Raw genomic sequence first — 18,308 nt, forward strand, 5'->3', positions numbered from 1 at the left:
GGACTCCGTGTCCAAAAAGTCCCTAGACATCACAAGTGGGAAACTATAGCCTGTCTGTGCTGTCCTCTGGCGGTAGCGCAAGTGACTCGCCGTCCTTGACTGTCGGGTCGTCGTCGGTGTATTCGCCGGTTTCGTAGTCATAGCCCACGGCGTGTCCATCTTCATCCGTGCGCGCGTACCACGAGGTAGCTTCAGTTACGGTGAAATTGGATTGGTACTTTAGAGCTATCAACCAGCCAAAGCCAAACCAACATATTATTGTTAAATTTTAGAATTCTACTATGAAGCAACTCTTTAACAAGATTGTCCCACAGAGAAGAATGGGACTGATCCGATCATTAATTCTTGTAGCTCTGGTACTTGCGACCACGGTTATTGTTTTTAGCCAATTTCGTGCAACACCACCCAAGAAAATCACCAATGCAACGATCTCCGCTGCTGAATGGGACCCGTATATCGGCCCGAATCTACGTAATGACGGTCCAGTAGCGGAAATGATCCGAGACATTTTTCGTATGCAGGGGATACAAGTTAGCTTTAGCTACTCCGACTGGGCATCAGCGGAACGTGAGGTTTTGGACAACGTTTCGATAGGCGTAGCCCCTGTCGTCGATGCTCCCCACAGAAAAGAATACGGAAGCTACAGCGACCCAATCCTTTCCTTCTCATACGTCTTATTCGGTAAGCAAGGAAACAGCATTAAGGAGAAAACCAAAAACGACCTCAGCGATATACGCATTGGAAGAATTTCTGGTTACCAGTACTGGGACGAGCTCGACAACTCTGGAGCCTCATTCTCCACTTTCAACGACGGCTATGAGGCGTTTAACGCCTTAGCCAACGATCAAGTGGATCTCGTTGCAGAAGGAAGCATTGCGGGGAACACAATTCTAGAGAGCCCCACGTTCGAAGACAGCGCCGATCTGTATGAAATCGTCGAGCTGGACCCCAACTTAAGCTCCGATACCAGAGGCTTACACCTTTTCATGAATAGTTCTAACGAATCGAAACTCCTCATGTCCCAATTCAATGAAGGATTAAGAAAATATAAACAGACAACAACATATAAGACTCACCTAAAAGAAGTCGCAGACGCAGATACCCAAGTTAGTCTCTCCACCGGAGATAATCGAGCAGTTGAAGTCTATTCCGCGCAGAACGAAATGCTGATCGGCCGCACTCCACGCGGCACGGAAGGGATCCTACGACATTGGCCAAGTTCGGACGGCGAAATGGCCGAGGTTAAAATCACCTCAGGTCCTTTTTCCGGCCGCATTGCCAAGATTCATATTGATAACCTAGAGGTAATTAATGGCTAAGTTTAGGTGGATGGCACCGATTTACCTCGGCATCACGTCTTCGCCAGGAATTCGTGATAGGGCTAAGACTGATTACCTTGCATTCCTAAAAAACACGGTCCAGGAAACTGAACTGGATTCGCTCGTCTCACCACGCTCGGCCGCGGATCAACGATTAGCAGGCTGGGCAAAGGCCGCAGCCTCAGAACATCCTTGGTCACAAGAAGTGCTTGAAGGTACACAGCGCATCCAGCACCCCGAAGCCGCTGATGGAATTGAACTAGTCGGTGAAATCGCAGAATGGACTTTGTATGACCATGGCGTTCTGATCGCGACTGGCCAGGTCGATGTAGATGACTCATTGATTCGCAAATGCGTAGAAAGTGGCGACATAAACCCGGTCGAAGATCAGATTCGGGAATACTGCGAAGCAACGACCAAAACTCTAGCCGAGGACATCAGCAGAGCCCTCATTGATACCTGGTCTAAAAAGCTCAACAAGAATGCAGAGCAATTCGTAGCACTAGACTCCTATGTGGCTGCTGAACCACTCTGGGTGACACGTGCAATACAGCTCCCCCGTTCGAACGACTTACTTACTAGGTTTGCTCAGCTTTGGGTATCGGGCGTGGATGACGAGAACATAGCTGAATTTGATGAACTCAAAAAGGGCACACGCGCACAGGTTGCACGATGGATGAATCATATTCACGCTTTAGAGTATCCCGAGACAAACAATGCAAAATGGTCAGCACTAAAGCATGCTCAGTTCTTTTGGGCAGCCTTACAGAAGGTAGACCACCGCTTACGCAGTATATTAAATACTTCTATGGCTCCAAAGGGTGAAAATGCGCTACCTAAATTGCGCCATGAACTAAACGACTCCGTTAATTCAGCTATAGAGTTCATACTTATGTACGATGAGTACCGCCAATACTCATCCCGACAAAAAATGAATTATGTAAATCAATACTTGAAAGCTTGGAATTTCGAAGATGACCTTTACACACCGGTCAATCGAAAGATAGAGCTATGCAAGGCACAGTTGGATCACCTTGCAACTCAGCAGCAAGAGCAGTCGGCAGTTGTAACTGATGTTATACTTCTCGGAATTGGCCTTACCTCACTACTAGCCACTGCGGTCGGGCTAGTTCAATTTGGCCGCGACGCAGCTTCTGACCCTGAACAAACCATGTTCGACCTTGGCAGCGGCAGCATCACTTCTTGGCTCTCTTCCCAACCGATGGATGCTGTCGTGCTGCTATCGCTGGCGATATCCATGCTGCTAATGTTTCTATTCGCATGGCATCGTCGACAAGGTCTATAAGATGTCTACAGCTCTTTTGACTGCTGGTCTTCGGTTTTGTCTTGACGTGCAGTTCTGGTTCCCGACGTGGTTTTTTCTTCTAAAGCACCAAGGTTTTAGCACTTCTGAAGCCGTTCTCGCCGATGCGGTTTTTCACGGGGTCTTACTTATTTCAGAAATACCGGCGGGACGACTCGTCTCATCACTTCGAAGAACAACAAGCATTAAGCTCGTATGCGCCTTTACGACAATAGTGTTTCTCCTCCTCCCATTCACCCCGAATCTACCCGCCCTAGTCCTCACCTGGACGGCATGGGGATTCTTGTGGGCTATGGCGTCTGGCCTAGACACCGCTTATACCTGGGAACTCGCCGAATCTAATTACGTCGATTTTCCACCGCACAAATTTCTGTCTCTCATGAAGATTGTCAGCGGTACTTCGGTTGCACTCTCGATAATTTTTGCGGGGTTTCTCTTTGAAATCTCTCCACCGCTTCCCTTTTTGCTCACTGCTTTCTTATCAGCGATGGGTCTTACATTATCTTTTTGGTTACCTAACCCACCAAGCGTTAAGTCAAAGACTAATCATTCGCATTTTAACGAAATAGTTCGGGGAGAACCCCTACTCCAGTTTGGCATCTTAAGTTTATCTAGCATTATTACTGTAAGTATTTCGATTAGGATTTTGTTCCAACCTGTGGCTCATGACGAATCAATTCCACCATCAGTAATCAGCTTTTTCTACGTATCGATCGCTGCCGCCTTTTCAGCCGGCCAGGCCATAGGAGCTTGGTTTTCAAGCCATACGGTCAGACGTACAGTAATGTCTCACTCAGTTCTATTAATCGCTATCTCTTTCGTCTATGTATCATCTGGGTTGCTGTCAAATTATAGCATCCCGCTGGGATCCCTTTTTATTATTTTAGGTTCAGTAATTTGTGGATTTTCTACCACGTTTAGCGAGATAGTTATCGCCACCTACTCCTCTTCAGAGTTTCGAGTTACTGCCCTTTCAATTGCGTCCGCCATTAGCGGAGCAGCACTACTAGTTTTACGACCAATCCTGGTATGGCTTTATGATTCTTTCGGAGTTGTTTGTGCGTTTATGACTTCTGGTTTAATGTGCCTCGCCTTGTTAATCGGCACACGACTATTTTGGAAATGGAGAACAACTAGATTTGAACATCCTCCTGCGTAAGCTTGAGACAAGTCCGTCGATTCCCATCTGACCCACGAGGTGACTGTCGCAACCATGGCGCTATATCCGCTAGCTCCTTCTTATTTTGGTGTCGAGCACGTCGCGGTTCTTGAGCACGTGAACTTCTCCACCGCGTTGAGCATCCCTGGGTTGGCGCAGGAGCCTGCGCTCGTCGACGTTTCCTTGCTCCCCGACCCCACCACCGGGGGTTGGCGCGTGCATTCAGATTTCGGCTTCTTGGGCTCACTCGATGGCGAGGAGTCCGCAGAGTATCCCGCCCTGAATCGACTGCGCATGGCGGCAATGAACCCGGCGACGCATGCCACCGTCGACATTGTCGACGGCGAGGTGGAGATCGCCATCGCTTTGGGGCTCGACCCGTGGATGGTTCCCGCCAACAACCAACCGGCGGGTACCGCGCTGCTCAACGGCGGACAGGGCGCGCTTGTTCGCGTCGCGGAAGGCGAGCTCACCGCATATCAGCTCCGCACGATGGGCACGGAACAGTTCTTCGTGACGCTCGTGCTTCTCGACGACACCGTCCTCGCCACCCACGACAACCTCGTCCTCGGTCCGTGCGCGGGGCTCTCCGATGCCCCAGCGCTGGCCGCCGCGTTCGCGGCCGCCACCCAATCCGGTGCCTCCCTTGCCGCCCGTGCTTATGCTGCCGCGGGCCGCATCGCAGTGGACCTTCCCCTCGACCCCGAAGACCCTGCTCACCCTGCTGAACTCTTCATGCCCGCGGCCCCACCTCTGCCAATCGACCCAGACAAGCCTGCCATCCCGCCAGTGCTCAACCCCAATGCCGATTGGGAGTTCACTGCCCCGGCCGATCCCCTTGCCTCACCGCTGCCGACCGGTCCACGCGCCTTCACGTCCCCCAAAGACACCTTTTAACTAGCACCATATGCACAGCAGCTAATACGCTGGCCTGGGCTTTCTCCGAAAACCGGCCACAGATGGTGCCTTTACTTTGGTTCCTTTGCCCCTGCCGCGCGCACGAATCGCTTTCCGTCGACTAGGCGCGTCGCACCCGTGGCGTCGAGGTGCTCCAGCAAAGGGATGGCAACCCGGCGCGTCGTGCCAAGTGCCTTGCGTGCCTCCGAGAGGGTGAAGGGCTGTTCCAACTGTGAGACCACGGCGAGTGCCTCGCGCGGAGCTGAAGGCAGAAGCACCACACCGTTAGCCAGCCGGAGCAGGCGCCCAGCGCGTTCGGCAGCGGCCAGCTCTTTCGGGCCCAAGCCCAGCTCTTTGAGGTCTTCCGCTTCCGGGGCAGCAAAGGGGTCCTCGCGCAGTCGCCGCTCAAGCTCCGCCACTCCCCTCTCCGCGGGGCCAAGGTCGACGGTCTGCCCGGGCATGCGCAGCACGCCATCAACTGTCTCGAGCTTGGCAGCTGCTACCGCTAGGCCTAACAAGACCGGCTCGGTCAGTCCCAGTGCATCCATGGCCGCTGCCTTAGCTAGCCCCGGGGAGAGCGGATTCGCCTTGGCGTGGGCTTCCACAGCCTGAATCAAAGACCTTTTCCACGCAGTGACCTGGCTGGCGGCGATCCACCACTCGCGGAACTCAATGACTCCCGTCGGCTTCTCTGCCACAGAAAAGCCATCGCGCACAAGACCACGCAGCTCCGCGTAGCCACAGCGCTTGAGCCACTGGGTCGGGTTCGTTGCTTCTAAAGCTTCTAACTCAACAGCGCGCTTCTTGGCATCGCCGCGCCTATTCAATTCAGCTGGGTGTACATCGACCACTACTAAACCGGCCACGACGTGCCGCCCGCCCGGACTGCGCACCACAAACCTATCGAGCAAAGTAAGTGGTAGCGGGCTTTCCAGCGTCAAACGCGCGAACTCACCTCCTAAAGGCCGCAGCCGCGCGCCCACTCCCGCGGTGCCGATGTGCACAACGAGGTTCTGCGGAAGCTCGCTCATGTCAGTACCGAACGTTCGCCGCACATCCACGGTGCCGAGCACACGCCAGCACCCAGGGCTAAGCAAAGCATCTCCGCGATGAACCTGGTCCGCAGCCACCCCGCGCAGGTTGAGCGCTACGCGCGTGACGGGTGCAGCGCTGTCCACTGCCCTGTTCTCACTGTGCACCCCACGCACCGTGGCGCGTTGCCCACTGAGCTCAAGGTCATCGCCTACCGATACCGTCCCGGCCGCCAGCGTTCCCGTCACCACGGTTCCAGCGCCCTTCACGCTGAAGGCGCGATCCACCCACAATCGCACGCGCGCCTGCGGATCCGGCGCGGGCATAGCAGCAAGCACGCTATCCAATTCGGCACGCAGCTTCTCCACGCCTTCGCTGGTCTTTGCGGAGACGTAGACAATGGGGGCGTCGGCAAGCGCTGTTCCAGCCAGTTCTGCTTTGACCTGTACGGCGACCTCTGCCCGGCGGGCAGTATCAGCCCTATCAGCACGAGTCAGCGCCACCACGCCGTGCTCGATTCCCAGGGCACGCAACGCGTCACGATGATCGGTGGACTGCGCCTGCCAGCCTTCATCGGCCGCCACCACAAAGAGAACCACCGATGCCGGCCCCACCCCGGCCAGCATGTTGCCCAAGAACTTCTCGTGCCCCGGCACATCGACAAATGCGACGTCCGCGCCCGAGCCCAGCCTCGTCCACACAAATCCTAAATCGATGGTCAATCCGCGCCGCTTTTCTTCCTCCCAGCGGTCCGGTTCCATCCCCGTCAGCGCCTTGACCAGGCTCGACTTGCCGTGATCCACGTGCCCCGCAGTGGCCACTACATACACCTAGATCACCGCCCGCAATGCCGCGATGAGCTCGGCATCCTGTGCCTCCGGCACACACCGCACATCCACCAGGCAGCGCCCCTGATTCACGCGCGCCACCACAGGAGGCTCACCCAACCGCAACGGCCGTGCCAACTCCTCTGGCAACGCCACGGCCCACCCCGGTAGCGGCACCTCGGGTGCCCCGCCACCGCCGACGCGTCCGGCGTGTTCGACGACCTCACCGCCAACTGCCGCTGCCACCTTCTCCGTGCGCTCGCGGTGGCGCTGCGGATCAATGTGGAGCGCGTCCTGCACGGCGTTGGAGGGCGTGGACAGAGAGGCCTCGAGCGCGTTGAGCCGTAGCTTATCGATGCGCACCGCCCGCGCCAACGGATCTTTCTTGCACGCAGTAATCGCTTCCTTTGCACCGACGAGCACCCCGGCCTGCGGGCCGCCGAGCAGCTTATCCCCTGAAAAGAGGACAACGTCGGCGCCATCGCGAAGAGCCTCGCTGGCGGAGGGTTCTGCCGGCAGCGCGTCATCTGGTCTAAGCAACCCCGAACCGATATCCACGATGAGCGGCAAGTCGGTGAGCGCACGAAGCTCAGCAACCGATACCGAAGAAGTGAACCCACTGATCAGGAAGTTGGAGGGATGCACCTTCAAGATGGCTCCCGTGTCCTCCCCCATCGCCCGCTCATAGTCCGCCAGGTGAGTGCGGTTCGTAGCGCCGACCTCGCGCAAGCGGGTGGCCGTGGACTCGATGAGCTCGGGCAAGCGGAATCCCGCGCCAATCTCGATGAGCTCACCGCGGGAGATGATGACTTCCTTGCCAGGGGCCAAGGCCGCCGTAGCCAACAGCAGCGCGGAGGCACCGTTGTTCACTATCAGCGCATCCTCCGCGCCGGGGCATGCAGCCAATACCGCATCAACGGCCGCGCGGCCCCTATCGCGTGAGCGCAGGCCGCTGTCCAGATCCATCTCAACGTCCGTATACGATGCCGCGGACACTAGCGCATCTACCGCAGCCGGCGGTAAAGGAGCCCTGCCCAAGTTCGTGTGAATGATGACGCCCGTGGCGTTGATGACGTGGCGCAAGGAATATGGCTGCACAGCATCGAGCCTGGCGGCCAGCTCCTCCTCAATCTGGGAGGGGGCGAGGGAGCCGGAGCGGGCGTCGGCAAGCACGGCGTCGATGATCGCGCGCACCGAGTGCGGTGCCAGGCGGTGGTGGGCATCCTGCACCGCCGGGTACTGGAGGATCTCATCCATCTTCGGGATAAAGCGGCGGGGGTCAGTCATCAAAGTTCCTCCTAGCTGCGCACATGGCGGAGACGGACAGGAATCGAACCTGCCAGACCGAGATGCTCGGCCTCACCGGTTTTGAAGACCGGGGCGCCCACCAGGACACGTACGCCTCCGTCTGCTCACCTTACACGGGGCTAAAGTAGGACTTATGACTGACATTAAACTTACGTCCTTTGCCGCCGGTGGCGGTTGCGCCTGCAAGATTCCCCCGGGAGAACTCGAGTCTGCTGTGGAAGGCCTCGTGGGCACCGCAGACCCCAACGTGCTGGTCGGGCTTGACGACGGCGACGATGCCTCCGCCGTGCGCATCCCCAACGGCCTGGCGGTCATCTCTACCGCGGATTTCTTCACGCCGATGCTCAATGATCCCTACGACTGGGGCCGCGTGGCTGCTGCCAATGCGCTTTCCGACGTCTACGCCATGGGGGGCACCCCCATTACCGCCATCAACCTGGTTGGCTGGCCGCGCGAGGTGCTTGGTCTCGACATTTTGCGCGAGGTCCTGCGCGGCGGCATGGACGTGGCATCTCAGGCCGGCATCTCCATTACCGGCGGTCACTCCATCACTGCACCGGAACCCACCTATGGTTTGGCAGCCACGGGTATCGTCCACCCGGATAAAATCCTGCGCAACGACGCCGCCGAAGCTGGACTTCCCATCACGCTGACCAAGCCGATTGGCGTGGGCATCCTCAATAACAAGCACAAAACCACCGGTGAGGTCTCCCAGGCCGCGGTGGACTCCATGACCGCGCTTAATCGGGATGCCTCTGCGGCAGCCGTGGCGGCCGGGGTGCGCGCGGCAACCGATGTCACCGGCTTTGGTCTTCTGGGCCATCTCTACAAGATGTGCCGCGCCTCCGGTATAGGCGCAGAGCTGGACTTCTCAGCTGTTCCTGCGATTGAAGGTGCCAAGGATGCCTTGGCGGATGGCTTCATCCCGGGTGGCTCGCGCCGCAATCTGGATTGGGTGCGCCCCCACCTCGACACAGATTTGAGCGAGGAAGACTTGATTTTCCTCGCCGATGCCCAAACATCCGGTGGACTCCTCGTCATCGGCGAGGTTCCCGGCTACCCAGTCATTGGCCGGACTGTGCCGGGCGATGCACGGATTTCTATCCGCTAGTCACCGTCGAATGGCTGAGGCCCTCTGCCCTGCGGCGGGCTTCAGCGCGCCGCTTTTGGGGGCCAATGCTTGTCGACGGATCCTTCACCGCCTCCAGCCCAGCGTTGAGCACGCCAAAGCGCGTGCACGCGGATCCCGCCATGAGCGCCACGCCGGATACCACCGACACCGCGCGCGACTTTGTCGCCGACGCGATTACGGTTCCCACCCCACCCGCGGCGATGAGCGCCTCAGAGGCCTTCATGAGTTTCCCGGGCGTGCCTTCGTGCAGCGGGCGAAGAGGCTCAGGCTCCATGTTCGCTTCCATGACACGGGTCGCGGCCAGATCGGCCGCTGCGGCAGTAATACCGAGCGCTCGTGCCGCGCCCGCATTCTCCACCGGGGTAAAGACCATGACAGCACCCGACGCCGCTGCCGAGGCCGAGGACACGAACACATAGGGCAGGTGCTTCTTCGCGTCATTCCACGTCGGGTTTGATGTGTTGGCCAACAGCACCGCGGTGTAACCCGCCAGCGGTCCGCCAAGCACGCCGGCGACAGCGCCTGCTGGGCCCGCGGCCTTATTGAGGAGGCGGCGAAGCGGCTCCGGCAGCACACCACCGACCAGCTCGTCCGCTTCCACGACCGCGGGCAGGGCCGCGGCGGAAGCGAAGCTGCCCAGGATCCACGAGCCGATGGACATCGGCGAGGTCACCTTGAAGACGCGGAACATGTTGAGCAGGCGCTCTGGGCGGCCGAGGTCCAGCACCAAAAAGACCGAACCTACCGACGCCGCGGAGAAAGCCGTCAACCGCGTCGAGCGTTTCAGCGGTGCGTTCCCAGTGGCCTGGGCACCGGCGGCCAACATCGCAGAACCGCCGGCCACGCCGCCGAGGAAGAAATAGCCGCCGATGGGCCACTCCCACGGCGGGGCCTTGACTACTGGCTTGCCGTAATACGAGGAGAACTCGAAGTCCTCGGCCATGCGCTCTTCTTTGGAACCATCCTGTGCGCCGGCTCCGACTCGTCCACGCCGGCGCTTCTTGCCGCCGCCACGCCTGCGCCTAGGCTCCTGCGGCGGGCGGTACTCATCAAACTCGCTCACTTGCGGCCTCCCAACATGAATGCCCCGGCCACAGCCAGCGCCATTCCTCCGATAGCTTTCGCTGCGGTCTTGTACATCTGCGGCAAATCCGCCGTGGGCACGCGCGGATCCGGCGGCAGCCCATAAACCTCAGGAGAGTCGAGCAACAAGAAGATTGATCCCGTTCCCCCAACACCATCTTGCGAGTTTGCTCCGTAGAGACGAGCCTCCGTCAGCCCTTGCTCGTGGAGGACGCGCACGCGCTCCCGCGCTGCGGCAAGCATCTCCTCGTAGGGGCCGAATTGGATGGAGTCCGTCGGGCAGGTCTTGGCGCAGGCAGGCTGCTCACCAATTTTCAGGCGGTCATAGCACATGGTGCATTTCTGGGCCACGCCCAGATTCTTAATGGGCATGGCCTGTCCCGGTGTATGGTCGGGGCCCTGCGGCTTGAGTTGCTTCAGCTTTGCCAACACGTTTACGCCCGCGTGGTCCGGAACCTGGTAGTCCACGGTGGCCGTTTTATCCGCCTTCAGCGTCACGCCGCCGTCATCGCGGCGCTCAATCACGCCGAACGGACAACCGGCCACGCATGTCCCGCAACCATTGCACACATCATCTTGGACCACGACGGTGCCGAATTCGGAACGGAACAGCGCGCCTGTCGGGCACACGTCCAAGCATCCAGCGTTGGTGCAATGCTTGCACACGTCGGAGGACATCAACCACCGGAAATCATCGGTATCCGGGGTCATGCTTGGGGCGGAAGCTTTGGGCATGCCTAGCGAAACAAGTTTCCGTCCCTCCTCGCGAGCCTGTTGAATACGCTCGTTGCTTTGCTCAATGAAGGCCACGTGGCGCCAAGTATTGGCGCCCAGCGAACCAGTGTTGTCATAAGAGTCACCGGTGACCGCGTACCCCTCAACCGGGTTTCGGTTCCACTCTTTACACGCCACCTCGCAGGCCTTGCAGCCAATGCAAATCGAGGTATCCGTAAAGAAAGCCATGCGCTGATAGGACTCATAGCCGTGCTTATCAGCCTTTTCGGTCAAAAGATTAGCCATTGGTCCTCCTTAGCTTTCTTTGCCTTCATAGTCGGCGACGTTTCCAGCAGTCGCATCATCACCCGTGTTGTCCTCGGTAGCTGCTTTCTCAGTGCTGAAGGCATCGTCAACATCCAGGATCCGGTTGCCGGAGTCCACGGTGAGGTGTGCTCGTTCTTGGTACTCGTGCAAGAGCTGAAGACGTGCCTCGCCACGCGGGCGGCGGCCCGGCTGGATATCGCACGCGCCCACCTTGGAATTCTGGATGAATACGTTTGGTTCCAGGGTCAGGCCCAACAGGTCGTTGGCGCCATCGCCGGCTACCTCGGTGGTCTCCGATTCTCCGTAGTGATACGGCAGACCGATCTGGTGGAAGTCCTCACCATTGATAGTAAGCATCTCCATGCGGTCCGTTACCAGAACCTGTGCCTCGATGACACCGCGTGGGGACACGATGGTGGCCCACTCACCGTTGACCAATCCACGCTTGGCGGCCAGCTCCTTGTCCACCTCACAGAAGAGTCCCGGCTGCAGCTCCGCCAAATAAGGCAGGCGGCGTGACATCGCACCCGAGGTATACATCTCCGTCAGGCGATAGGTGGAGAAGACGAACGGGAAAACATCAGCACCGCGCTCCCCCGGCTCTGGGCGGGAGAGGTTGTCTTCGCGCTTGATTGTCAGGCGCGTCGGCGACTGCTGCTGCTTGTACAGCGCATTGTGTACCGGTGACTCCTGCGGCTCGTAGTGAGTCGGCAGCGGGCCGTCAGACAATCCCTTCGGCGCGAACAGCCAGCCCAGGCCGTCGGCCTGCATGATAAACGGATCGTCACCATCGAGGGCATCGGGGCCAATGGCGTCGACAGGCGCCACGTAGTCCGGGCGCTTCGTCAACGGGAAGTCGGGAACGTCATCGCCAACCCACTTTCCTTGCTCTTCATCCCACCAGATGTACTTCTTGCGCTCCGACCACGGAGTTCCATCCGGCTTTGCGGAAGCACGGTTGTACAGGATGCGGCGATTGGCCGGCCAGACCCAACCCCAGTCGAGAGCAACCTCGTTTTGCTCCGAACCCGGAACCTTCTTCGCAGCATGGTTGATGCCGTCCTTGTACACACCGGTGTAAATCCAGCAACCTCCGGAGGTGGAGCCATCGGTGCGCATTTCTGTGAAGGCAGGCAAGAGCTGCCCCTTTTTCGGGCCGTCGAGATAGTAACCGTTGATCTCCCGCAAAATCTCATCCGAGCTCGGATCGCCGTGCTCATCTTCGGTGTAATCCCAAGTTACGGACTTGATTGGCAGGTCGCGCGGATCAGTCGAATCCGCGAGGCGCTCCCTAATCTTCTTGCCCAGCTGGTAGAAGAACCACGCCTCGCTGCGCGCTTGCCCGGGTGGCGGAACCGCTTGGAAACGCCACTGAACCATGCGCTGGGTCTGTGTAAAGGTTCCGGACTTCTCCACGTGGGTAGCTGCCGGCATGAGGAAGACCTCAGTAGCAATGTCCTCAGTCTTCAGCTCGCCATTCTTAATCTCCGGCGAATCCTTCCAGAAGCTTGCAGTCTCAATCTCTTGGAAGTCGCGAACAACCAGCCACTTCAGGGAAGCGAGACCGCGGCGCTGCATACCACCGTTGGACTGCGCCACCGCCGGGTTCTGGCCGAAGACAAAGTAGCCCTCTACCTCATGGCGCAGCATGGCCAGCAAGGTCTCATAGGTCGAGTGCGCACCAGAGAGACGCGGCATGAGGTTAAAGCCCCAGTCGTTCTCCTTAGTAGCGGCATCGCCCCAGTAGGACTTCATGAGCGAGACCGCGTAGTTCTCACCCAATTGCCAGAAGCCCTTCTGGTCCGCCGCGCGGAAAGAATCCAGGTAATCCGACCAGGTTTCCTGGTCCACATGCGGCATGGGCAGGTAGCCCGGAAGCGAGTTGAACAGGGTCGGGATATCCGTCGAACCCTGAATCGAAGCATGCCCGCGTAGCGCCATGATGCCGGAACCGGGGCGGCCCACGTTACCCATGAGCAGCTGCAGGATTGCCGCGGTGCGGATGAACTGTGCACCCAGAGTGTGCTGGGTAAAGCCCAAAGCGTAGGCGAAGCACGTCGTGCGCTCCGGGTTAGAGTTCTGCGCAATGGAATCCGCCAAGTAGTAGAAGTCCTCCGGCGAAATGCCGCACGTCTCCTCCACCATCTCCGGGGTGTAGCGCGAGTAGTGGCGCTTGAGAATCTGGAAGACCGTGTTCGGGTCCTCCAGCGTCATGTCCTTCTCCACGTTCCACGAGGAGCCCTCGGGCTTTTGTACGTATTGCCACGAGTCCGTGACATACTTGCCCTTCTCTGCGTCGTACCCAGAGAACAGGCCCTCCAAATCCTCGGTGTCCTGGAAATCCGGCGAAATTATCGACGCCGCGTTGGTGTAATTCACCACATAATCGTGGAAATACAGGTCATTATCCAACACGTACTTGATAATCGCGCCGAGCAACACCACGTCGGTGCCACCGCGAATACCGATGTGACGGTTCGCAAAGGCAGACGTACGCGTATAACGCGGATCAACGTGAATAATGCGCGCGCCGCGCTTCTTGGCTTCAACGACCCATTGGAAACCAACTGGGTGGCATTCCGCCATGTTTGAACCCTCGATGACGATGCAGTCCGCATTCGCCATATCCTGCAGCGGTTGGGTTGCGCCGCCGCGGCCAAACGAAGTTCCTAGACTAGGAACGGTGGCGGAGTGTCATATGCGCGCCTGGTTTTCCACCTGAATGGCGCCGGTGGCAGTAAACAGCTTTTTGATGAGGTAGTTCTCCTCATTATCCAGCGTCGCACCGCCCAGTCCAGCGATACCCATCGTGCGGTTAAGGGGACGCCCCTGCTTATCGACGTCCTCCCAGTGCCTTGCGCGCGATTCCACGAAGCGGTCCGCGATCATGTTCATCGCGGTCTCTTCATCGAGCTCCTGCCATTCGGTGGCATAGGGTGCTCGGTACTTGATCGTGGTAATGCGAGTCGAGGAGTTAATGAGCTGCTCAGAAGCCGAGCCCTTAGGGCACAGACGCCCGCGGGAAATTGGGGAGTCCGGATCGCCCTCGATTTGGATGACCTTGTCGTCCTTAACATAAACGCGCTGGGAACAGCCCACCGCGCAATAGGGGCACACCGATTGCACCACGCGGTCCGCATCTACGGTGCGTCCGCGCAGATCTTCGCTCTTAGCCGACTGCGTAGACACATCGCGACCGAAGGCATCCTTGTTCCGGATCTGGCGCACGACGGGCCAGTTCAGTGGGCTAAAACGTGACATACCTTAAACCTACTTGCTTGCCCCAGCGTTTTCCAGCTGCCACTACCCCGCCTCTCCGAACAGCACCGCTGAGTACGCTGACAATTATGAACCACACTAAGCACTTTGAGCTCAAGGTCCCCGGCGGCAAGTTGCTCGTCGTTGACCTCGATTTAGACACCAACAACACGGTCACCGCCGCAAAGGTTTCCGGTGACTTCTTCCTCGAGCCTGAGGAGGCCTATGAGGCACTAGCCCCCGCCTTGGTCGGCATCACCACCGCCACCTCGACAGAAGAGATCCAGTCCCGCCTCGTTGCGGCCCTGGCTCGCGTTGACGCCCCGGTAGCTCTCCACGGCTTTGACACCCACCACCTTGCCGTCACCGTTAAGCGCGCGCTATCTGGTGGCACCGATTTCACCGACCACCACTGGGAGATCCTGCGCCCAGGTGTTCTCCCCACGCCCGTAAATGTCGCACTTGACGAGGTTCTCCTCAACGAAGTTGCTGAAGGAAAGCGCGGGCCCACGCTCCGCTTTTGGGAATGGGAAGACCGTGCCGTCGTATTCGGTTCCTACCAGTCCTATGCCAATGAGCTGGATCAGGAGGGCGTCGACAAGCATGGCATTGTTCCGGTGCGCCGAATCTCCGGCGGTGGCGCGATGTTCATGGAGGGTGGCAACTGCGTGACCTATTCCCTGTACGCCCCGGAATCGCTCGTGGCCGGCTATTCCTACGAGGCCAGCTACGAATACCTGGACCAGTGGGTGCTCGCGGCGCTGAACAAGCTTGGCGTCAATGCATGGTACGTGCCGATTAATGACATCACCTCGGACGGCGGCAAGATTGGCGGCGCCGCCCAGAAGCGCCGTAAGGGCGCGGTACTGCATCACACCACGATGAGCTATGACATCGATGCGGACAAAATGATGGAGGTCTTGCGCATCGGCAAGGTCAAGGTCTCGTCGAAGGGCCTTGCCAGCGCAAAGAAGCGCGTCGACCCGCTCCGCCGCCAGACCGGCGTACCCCGCGAGGAGATCATCGAGACCATGGCGCGCGAGTTCGCCACCCGCTATGGCGCCGTCGACGCCGTGCTTTCCGACGACTCCCTCGCCGCCGCCCGCCGCCTCGTCGACACCAAATTCCTCAACGATGAATGGACCAAGCGTATCCCATAATTTGCGGGGGAATTTCTGGGCAGCGTACGGTGTTATAAGTTCAAGTGAACCGATCGGTATGATCGTACCGAACTAAATGGTCCATTTCTATACAACACTGTCTAGAAGGAAAATCTCGTGTCAGACACTTCCTCTCGTGCATCCTCACGCACGCTGCCCTCGTGGGCCACCGGCTTTGGCGCCCAAGTTATCGCCGGTCTCATCATCGGCCTTATTCTCGGCTTCATCGCCTCCGGCATGGAGTCCGAGTGGCTCTCCGATACCCTGTCCGGCGTCGGCGGCGCGTACGTCCAATTACTCAAGGTGATGGTCCCGCCGCTCATCTTCGCGGCTGTCGTCACCTCGGTTGCCAACCTGCGCAAGGTGGCTAACGCCGCCTCGCTGGCGATCTCTACTCTGGTCTGGTTTGCCATTACGGCCTTCTTCTCCGTCTTGGCTGGCATTCTCGTCGCCCTCGTGATGAAGCCGGGCGTAGGCACAACTGTCGATGCTTCCACCGCCGCCGACCCATCCCACATCGGCTCCTGGACCGCTTTCCTCCAGCAACTTGTCCCCGCCAACTTCTTCGGTCTCACCGCTTCGCTGAGCGAAGATGAAATCTCCCTCAGCTTCGGTGCCCTTCAGCTCCTTGTCATTTCCCTTGTGCTGGGCATCGCCGCGGTCAAGGCTGGCAAGGCGGCCGATCCCTTCCTGCACTTCACCGAATCTTTCCTCAAGGTCATCCAGGTGGTCCTCTGGTGGATCATCCGCCTTGCCCCGATTGGCACCGCCGCCCTCATCGGCAAAGCCGTGGCCACCTATGGTTGGGACGCGCTTAGCTCCTTGGGCAAGTTCGTCCTCGCGATGTATGTGGGCCTTGCACTTGTAATTTTCGTGGTCTACCCCGCCGTGCTCGCATTCAACCGGATCCCGGTAGTTGGCTTCTACAAGCGAGTCTGGCCCGTCTTTTCCCTTGGCTTCGTCACCCGTTCCTCCATGGGCGTCATGCCAGTTACCCAGCGCTTTACGGAAAAGGCCATGGGCGTACCCCGCGAATACGCCTCCTTCGCCATTCCGCTGGGCGCTACCACGAAGATGGACGGCTGCGCTTCCGTCTACCCGGCCATCGCCGCCATCTTCATTGCACAGTTCTACGGCGTTGATCTCTCCTTCACCCAGTACCTGCTCATCATCTTCGTTTCCGTCATTGGTTCCGCAGCAACCGCCGGCACGACCGGCGCTACCGTCATGCTGACGCTGACGCTCTCCACGTTGGGCCTTCCGCTCGCCGGCGTGGGTCTGTTGCTGGCCATCGAACCCATCATTGATATGGGACGCACCGCCGTCAACGTCACCGGCCAATCACTGTGTGCCACCATCGTGGCCAAGCGCGCCGGCATTCAAGACGAAGCCGTCTGGGATGCTGCTGGTAACGGAGTCTCACACATAATGAACGAGGACCAAGACGCAGACGAGCCCGAGACACAGCCGGTCAACACGACTGCATAACTCTTCCTGCCCCTCCCCAAGCCTTCCTAACACGCAAGAGCCGTGTAGGAAGGCTTTGGTATTTCTGCCCCAGGCGAAGGGCTTTACCCGTCGTTCTTTTCGACGGTGGGTGTGTTCTTGGTTTCTTGTCCTTTCGGTTGTTTGGAGTGGTGTCGTCGTTTGATTCGACGAGGGCTAGGCCCCTGTTCTTCGTCATCGTCGTCGTTTGAATCGACGGGGTTTAGAAGGGGATGTCCTCGCCGTTGTCGGTGTTGGTCTGGGTTTCGGCTTCGGTGTTGGCTTTGGTTTTGGCTTGTTGTTGTGCGTAGTCGTCGAGTTCTTGTTTGAGGTGTTGGGCTTCTTCGCGCACACGTTTCCTGGTGGCGGTGATGTGTTGGGCGACTGTTTGCGCCCACCGTTTTTGTTTTGGTGCCAGGGGTCCTTCTGCTTCGTTGATGGTCCAGGTACCGTCAGCGAAAAGCCAGATAACATCCCCACTGTAGGGGTCCAGCAGGTACTTTAAGGTGCCATCGGTTTTCATGTTGTGGTGTCCTTGGCATAAACATGCCAGGTTTTTCGGATGTGTTGGCCCGCCTTCAGCCCAGTTGTGCCGGTGGTCAAGCTGGGTAAGAAAGGCTGGTTTCTCACACCCGCCGACCCGGCAGGTCCCGTCGCGGCCTTCGACATGTTTGCGCATAATCAGGCCCGGTTGGTAGCCGTCTGCTTCGGCTACATCGCCGGTTAGATCCCGGGTTTTATCATGCGGCATGGGCTCTTGCCGCCAGCCGAAGCCTTCAATAAAGGTTGGGGCATTCTCAATATCGCAGGCCTGATAGGTGTGTAGCACCACAGCAGCTGGAGGCTCAATCTCACCGGACAGCAGTTTCTTGACAGCATCCGGAATCGTCAGGTCGTGCTTGGCAGCGGTTTGGTGGATGAAGGCATCGAGTTTAATGCCGGTATCTTCCCCAACCTGGAGTTCCAGCCACGCAGAGGTGCCATTAGAAGAAAAGCGGTAGGTGTCTTTGGGGCGGGTATCACGAAAAGCAATGGAGTCATCCAGGGTTTTACAAATATCGCGGACTTTACGCCTGATTTGGCTACGGGTAGGAAAAGCCTGATTCGCCTTAGTGGGGGTGAAGAAGTCGGCCAGGATGGTGTCGATAAAATCCAGGGTTTCAGCAGTCAAGCCGGTTAGTGCTGACATGGGTTGGTCAATAGCAATCAAGGACTCGATGTCCAGCAGGCAGTGGGTGTCTTGCAGGTGTTTGACTTTCGGCAGGCTATCAAGCCGGTGGATA

The 18,308-nt window shown here is 58.4% G+C and carries 14 protein-coding genes and 1 tRNA gene; 7 read left to right on the forward strand and 8 right to left on the reverse strand.

What is annotated here, in order from left to right; genetic code table 11:
* Positions 1-43 precede the first annotated feature (43 nt).
* A complete protein-coding gene (locus HMPREF2760_RS12760; RefSeq protein WP_141746412.1) occupies positions 44-232 on the reverse strand; it encodes a hypothetical protein in 189 nt (62 codons plus the stop codon).
* Positions 233-281: 49 nt separating this feature from the next.
* Between HMPREF2760_RS12760 and HMPREF2760_RS08010 the strand changes: the two genes are divergently transcribed.
* The 4 genes from HMPREF2760_RS08010 (at position 282) to HMPREF2760_RS08020 (ending at position 4,699) form a co-directional block, all read left to right on the forward strand.
* On the forward strand, positions 282-1,319 hold the full coding sequence (locus HMPREF2760_RS08010) for a substrate-binding periplasmic protein (RefSeq protein WP_070562834.1): 1,038 nt from the start codon (positions 282-284) through the stop codon (positions 1,317-1,319).
* A gap of 10 nt (positions 1,320-1,329) precedes the next feature.
* Complete coding sequence (locus HMPREF2760_RS08015; RefSeq protein ID WP_141746411.1) at positions 1,330-2,625, forward strand: hypothetical protein; 1,296 nt, start codon at positions 1,330-1,332, stop codon at positions 2,623-2,625.
* A gap of 397 nt (positions 2,626-3,022) precedes the next feature.
* Positions 3,023-3,802 carry an MFS transporter gene (locus tag HMPREF2760_RS12765; protein ID WP_141746410.1) on the forward strand — a complete coding sequence of 260 codons (780 nt, stop codon included), beginning with the start codon at positions 3,023-3,025 and terminating at the stop codon, positions 3,800-3,802.
* A gap of 54 nt (positions 3,803-3,856) precedes the next feature.
* Positions 3,857-4,699 (forward strand): hypothetical protein, encoded by an 843-nt coding sequence (locus HMPREF2760_RS08020; protein WP_070562828.1) that lies wholly within the window; start codon positions 3,857-3,859, stop codon positions 4,697-4,699.
* 71 nt (positions 4,700-4,770) lie between these two features.
* Here the strand turns inward: HMPREF2760_RS08020 and selB are convergent, their stop codons facing one another.
* The 3 genes from selB to HMPREF2760_RS08035 form a co-directional block, all read right to left on the reverse strand.
* Positions 4,771-6,561, reverse strand: coding sequence for a selenocysteine-specific translation elongation factor (selB, locus tag HMPREF2760_RS08025; RefSeq protein ID WP_070562825.1), 1,791 nt, complete (start codon positions 6,559-6,561; stop codon positions 4,771-4,773).
* Positions 6,562-7,845, reverse strand: a complete 1,284-nt coding sequence (gene selA / locus HMPREF2760_RS08030) for an L-seryl-tRNA(Sec) selenium transferase (RefSeq protein ID WP_210384654.1) — start codon at positions 7,843-7,845, stop codon at positions 6,562-6,564.
* A gap of 24 nt (positions 7,846-7,869) precedes the next feature.
* Positions 7,870-7,964, reverse strand: a tRNA-Sec gene (locus HMPREF2760_RS08035).
* A gap of 35 nt (positions 7,965-7,999) precedes the next feature.
* Here HMPREF2760_RS08035 and selD point away from each other — a divergent pair.
* Positions 8,000-8,977, forward strand: coding sequence for a selenide, water dikinase SelD (gene selD / locus HMPREF2760_RS08040; protein ID WP_070524877.1), 978 nt, complete (start codon positions 8,000-8,002; stop codon positions 8,975-8,977).
* Here the strand turns inward: selD and nrfD are convergent.
* From nrfD to fdnG, 3 genes are read right to left on the reverse strand one after another with little or no spacing between them, the layout of a single operon-like run.
* Positions 8,967-10,061 (reverse strand): NrfD/PsrC family molybdoenzyme membrane anchor subunit, encoded by a 1,095-nt coding sequence (gene nrfD, locus HMPREF2760_RS08045; RefSeq protein ID WP_070524875.1) that lies wholly within the window; start codon positions 10,059-10,061, stop codon positions 8,967-8,969. The two genes, selD and nrfD, sit on opposite strands and share 11 nt — an antisense overlap.
* Complete coding sequence (locus HMPREF2760_RS08050) at positions 10,058-11,101, reverse strand: 4Fe-4S dicluster domain-containing protein (protein WP_070524873.1); 1,044 nt, start codon at positions 11,099-11,101, stop codon at positions 10,058-10,060. Before HMPREF2760_RS08050 ends, nrfD begins: the two co-directional genes overlap by 4 nt.
* A 9-nt stretch (positions 11,102-11,110) precedes the next feature.
* Positions 11,111-14,383 carry a formate dehydrogenase-N subunit alpha gene (fdnG, locus tag HMPREF2760_RS08055; RefSeq protein WP_246823655.1) on the reverse strand — a complete coding sequence of 1,091 codons (3,273 nt, stop codon included), beginning with the start codon at positions 14,381-14,383 and terminating at the stop codon, positions 11,111-11,113.
* Between the two features lie 86 nt (positions 14,384-14,469).
* Between fdnG and HMPREF2760_RS08065 the strand changes: the two genes are divergently transcribed.
* Positions 14,470-15,540: a lipoate--protein ligase family protein gene (locus HMPREF2760_RS08065; protein WP_070597043.1), complete on the forward strand. Its 1,071-nt coding sequence runs from the start codon at positions 14,470-14,472 to the stop codon at positions 15,538-15,540.
* Positions 15,541-15,657: 117 nt separating this feature from the next.
* Positions 15,658-17,028 carry a dicarboxylate/amino acid:cation symporter gene (locus HMPREF2760_RS08070; protein ID WP_070597044.1) on the forward strand — a complete coding sequence of 457 codons (1,371 nt, stop codon included), beginning with the start codon at positions 15,658-15,660 and terminating at the stop codon, positions 17,026-17,028.
* A gap of 220 nt (positions 17,029-17,248) precedes the next feature.
* Here the strand turns inward: HMPREF2760_RS08070 and HMPREF2760_RS08075 are convergent.
* Positions 17,249-18,308: HNH endonuclease signature motif containing protein (locus HMPREF2760_RS08075; RefSeq protein ID WP_246823659.1), on the reverse strand; the 1,060-nt coding region annotated here is incomplete at its 5' end.

The organism is Corynebacterium sp. HMSC065D07 (assembly GCF_001810695.1).
GTDB classification, from domain to species: Bacteria; Actinomycetota; Actinomycetes; order Mycobacteriales; family Mycobacteriaceae; genus Corynebacterium; species Corynebacterium hesseae.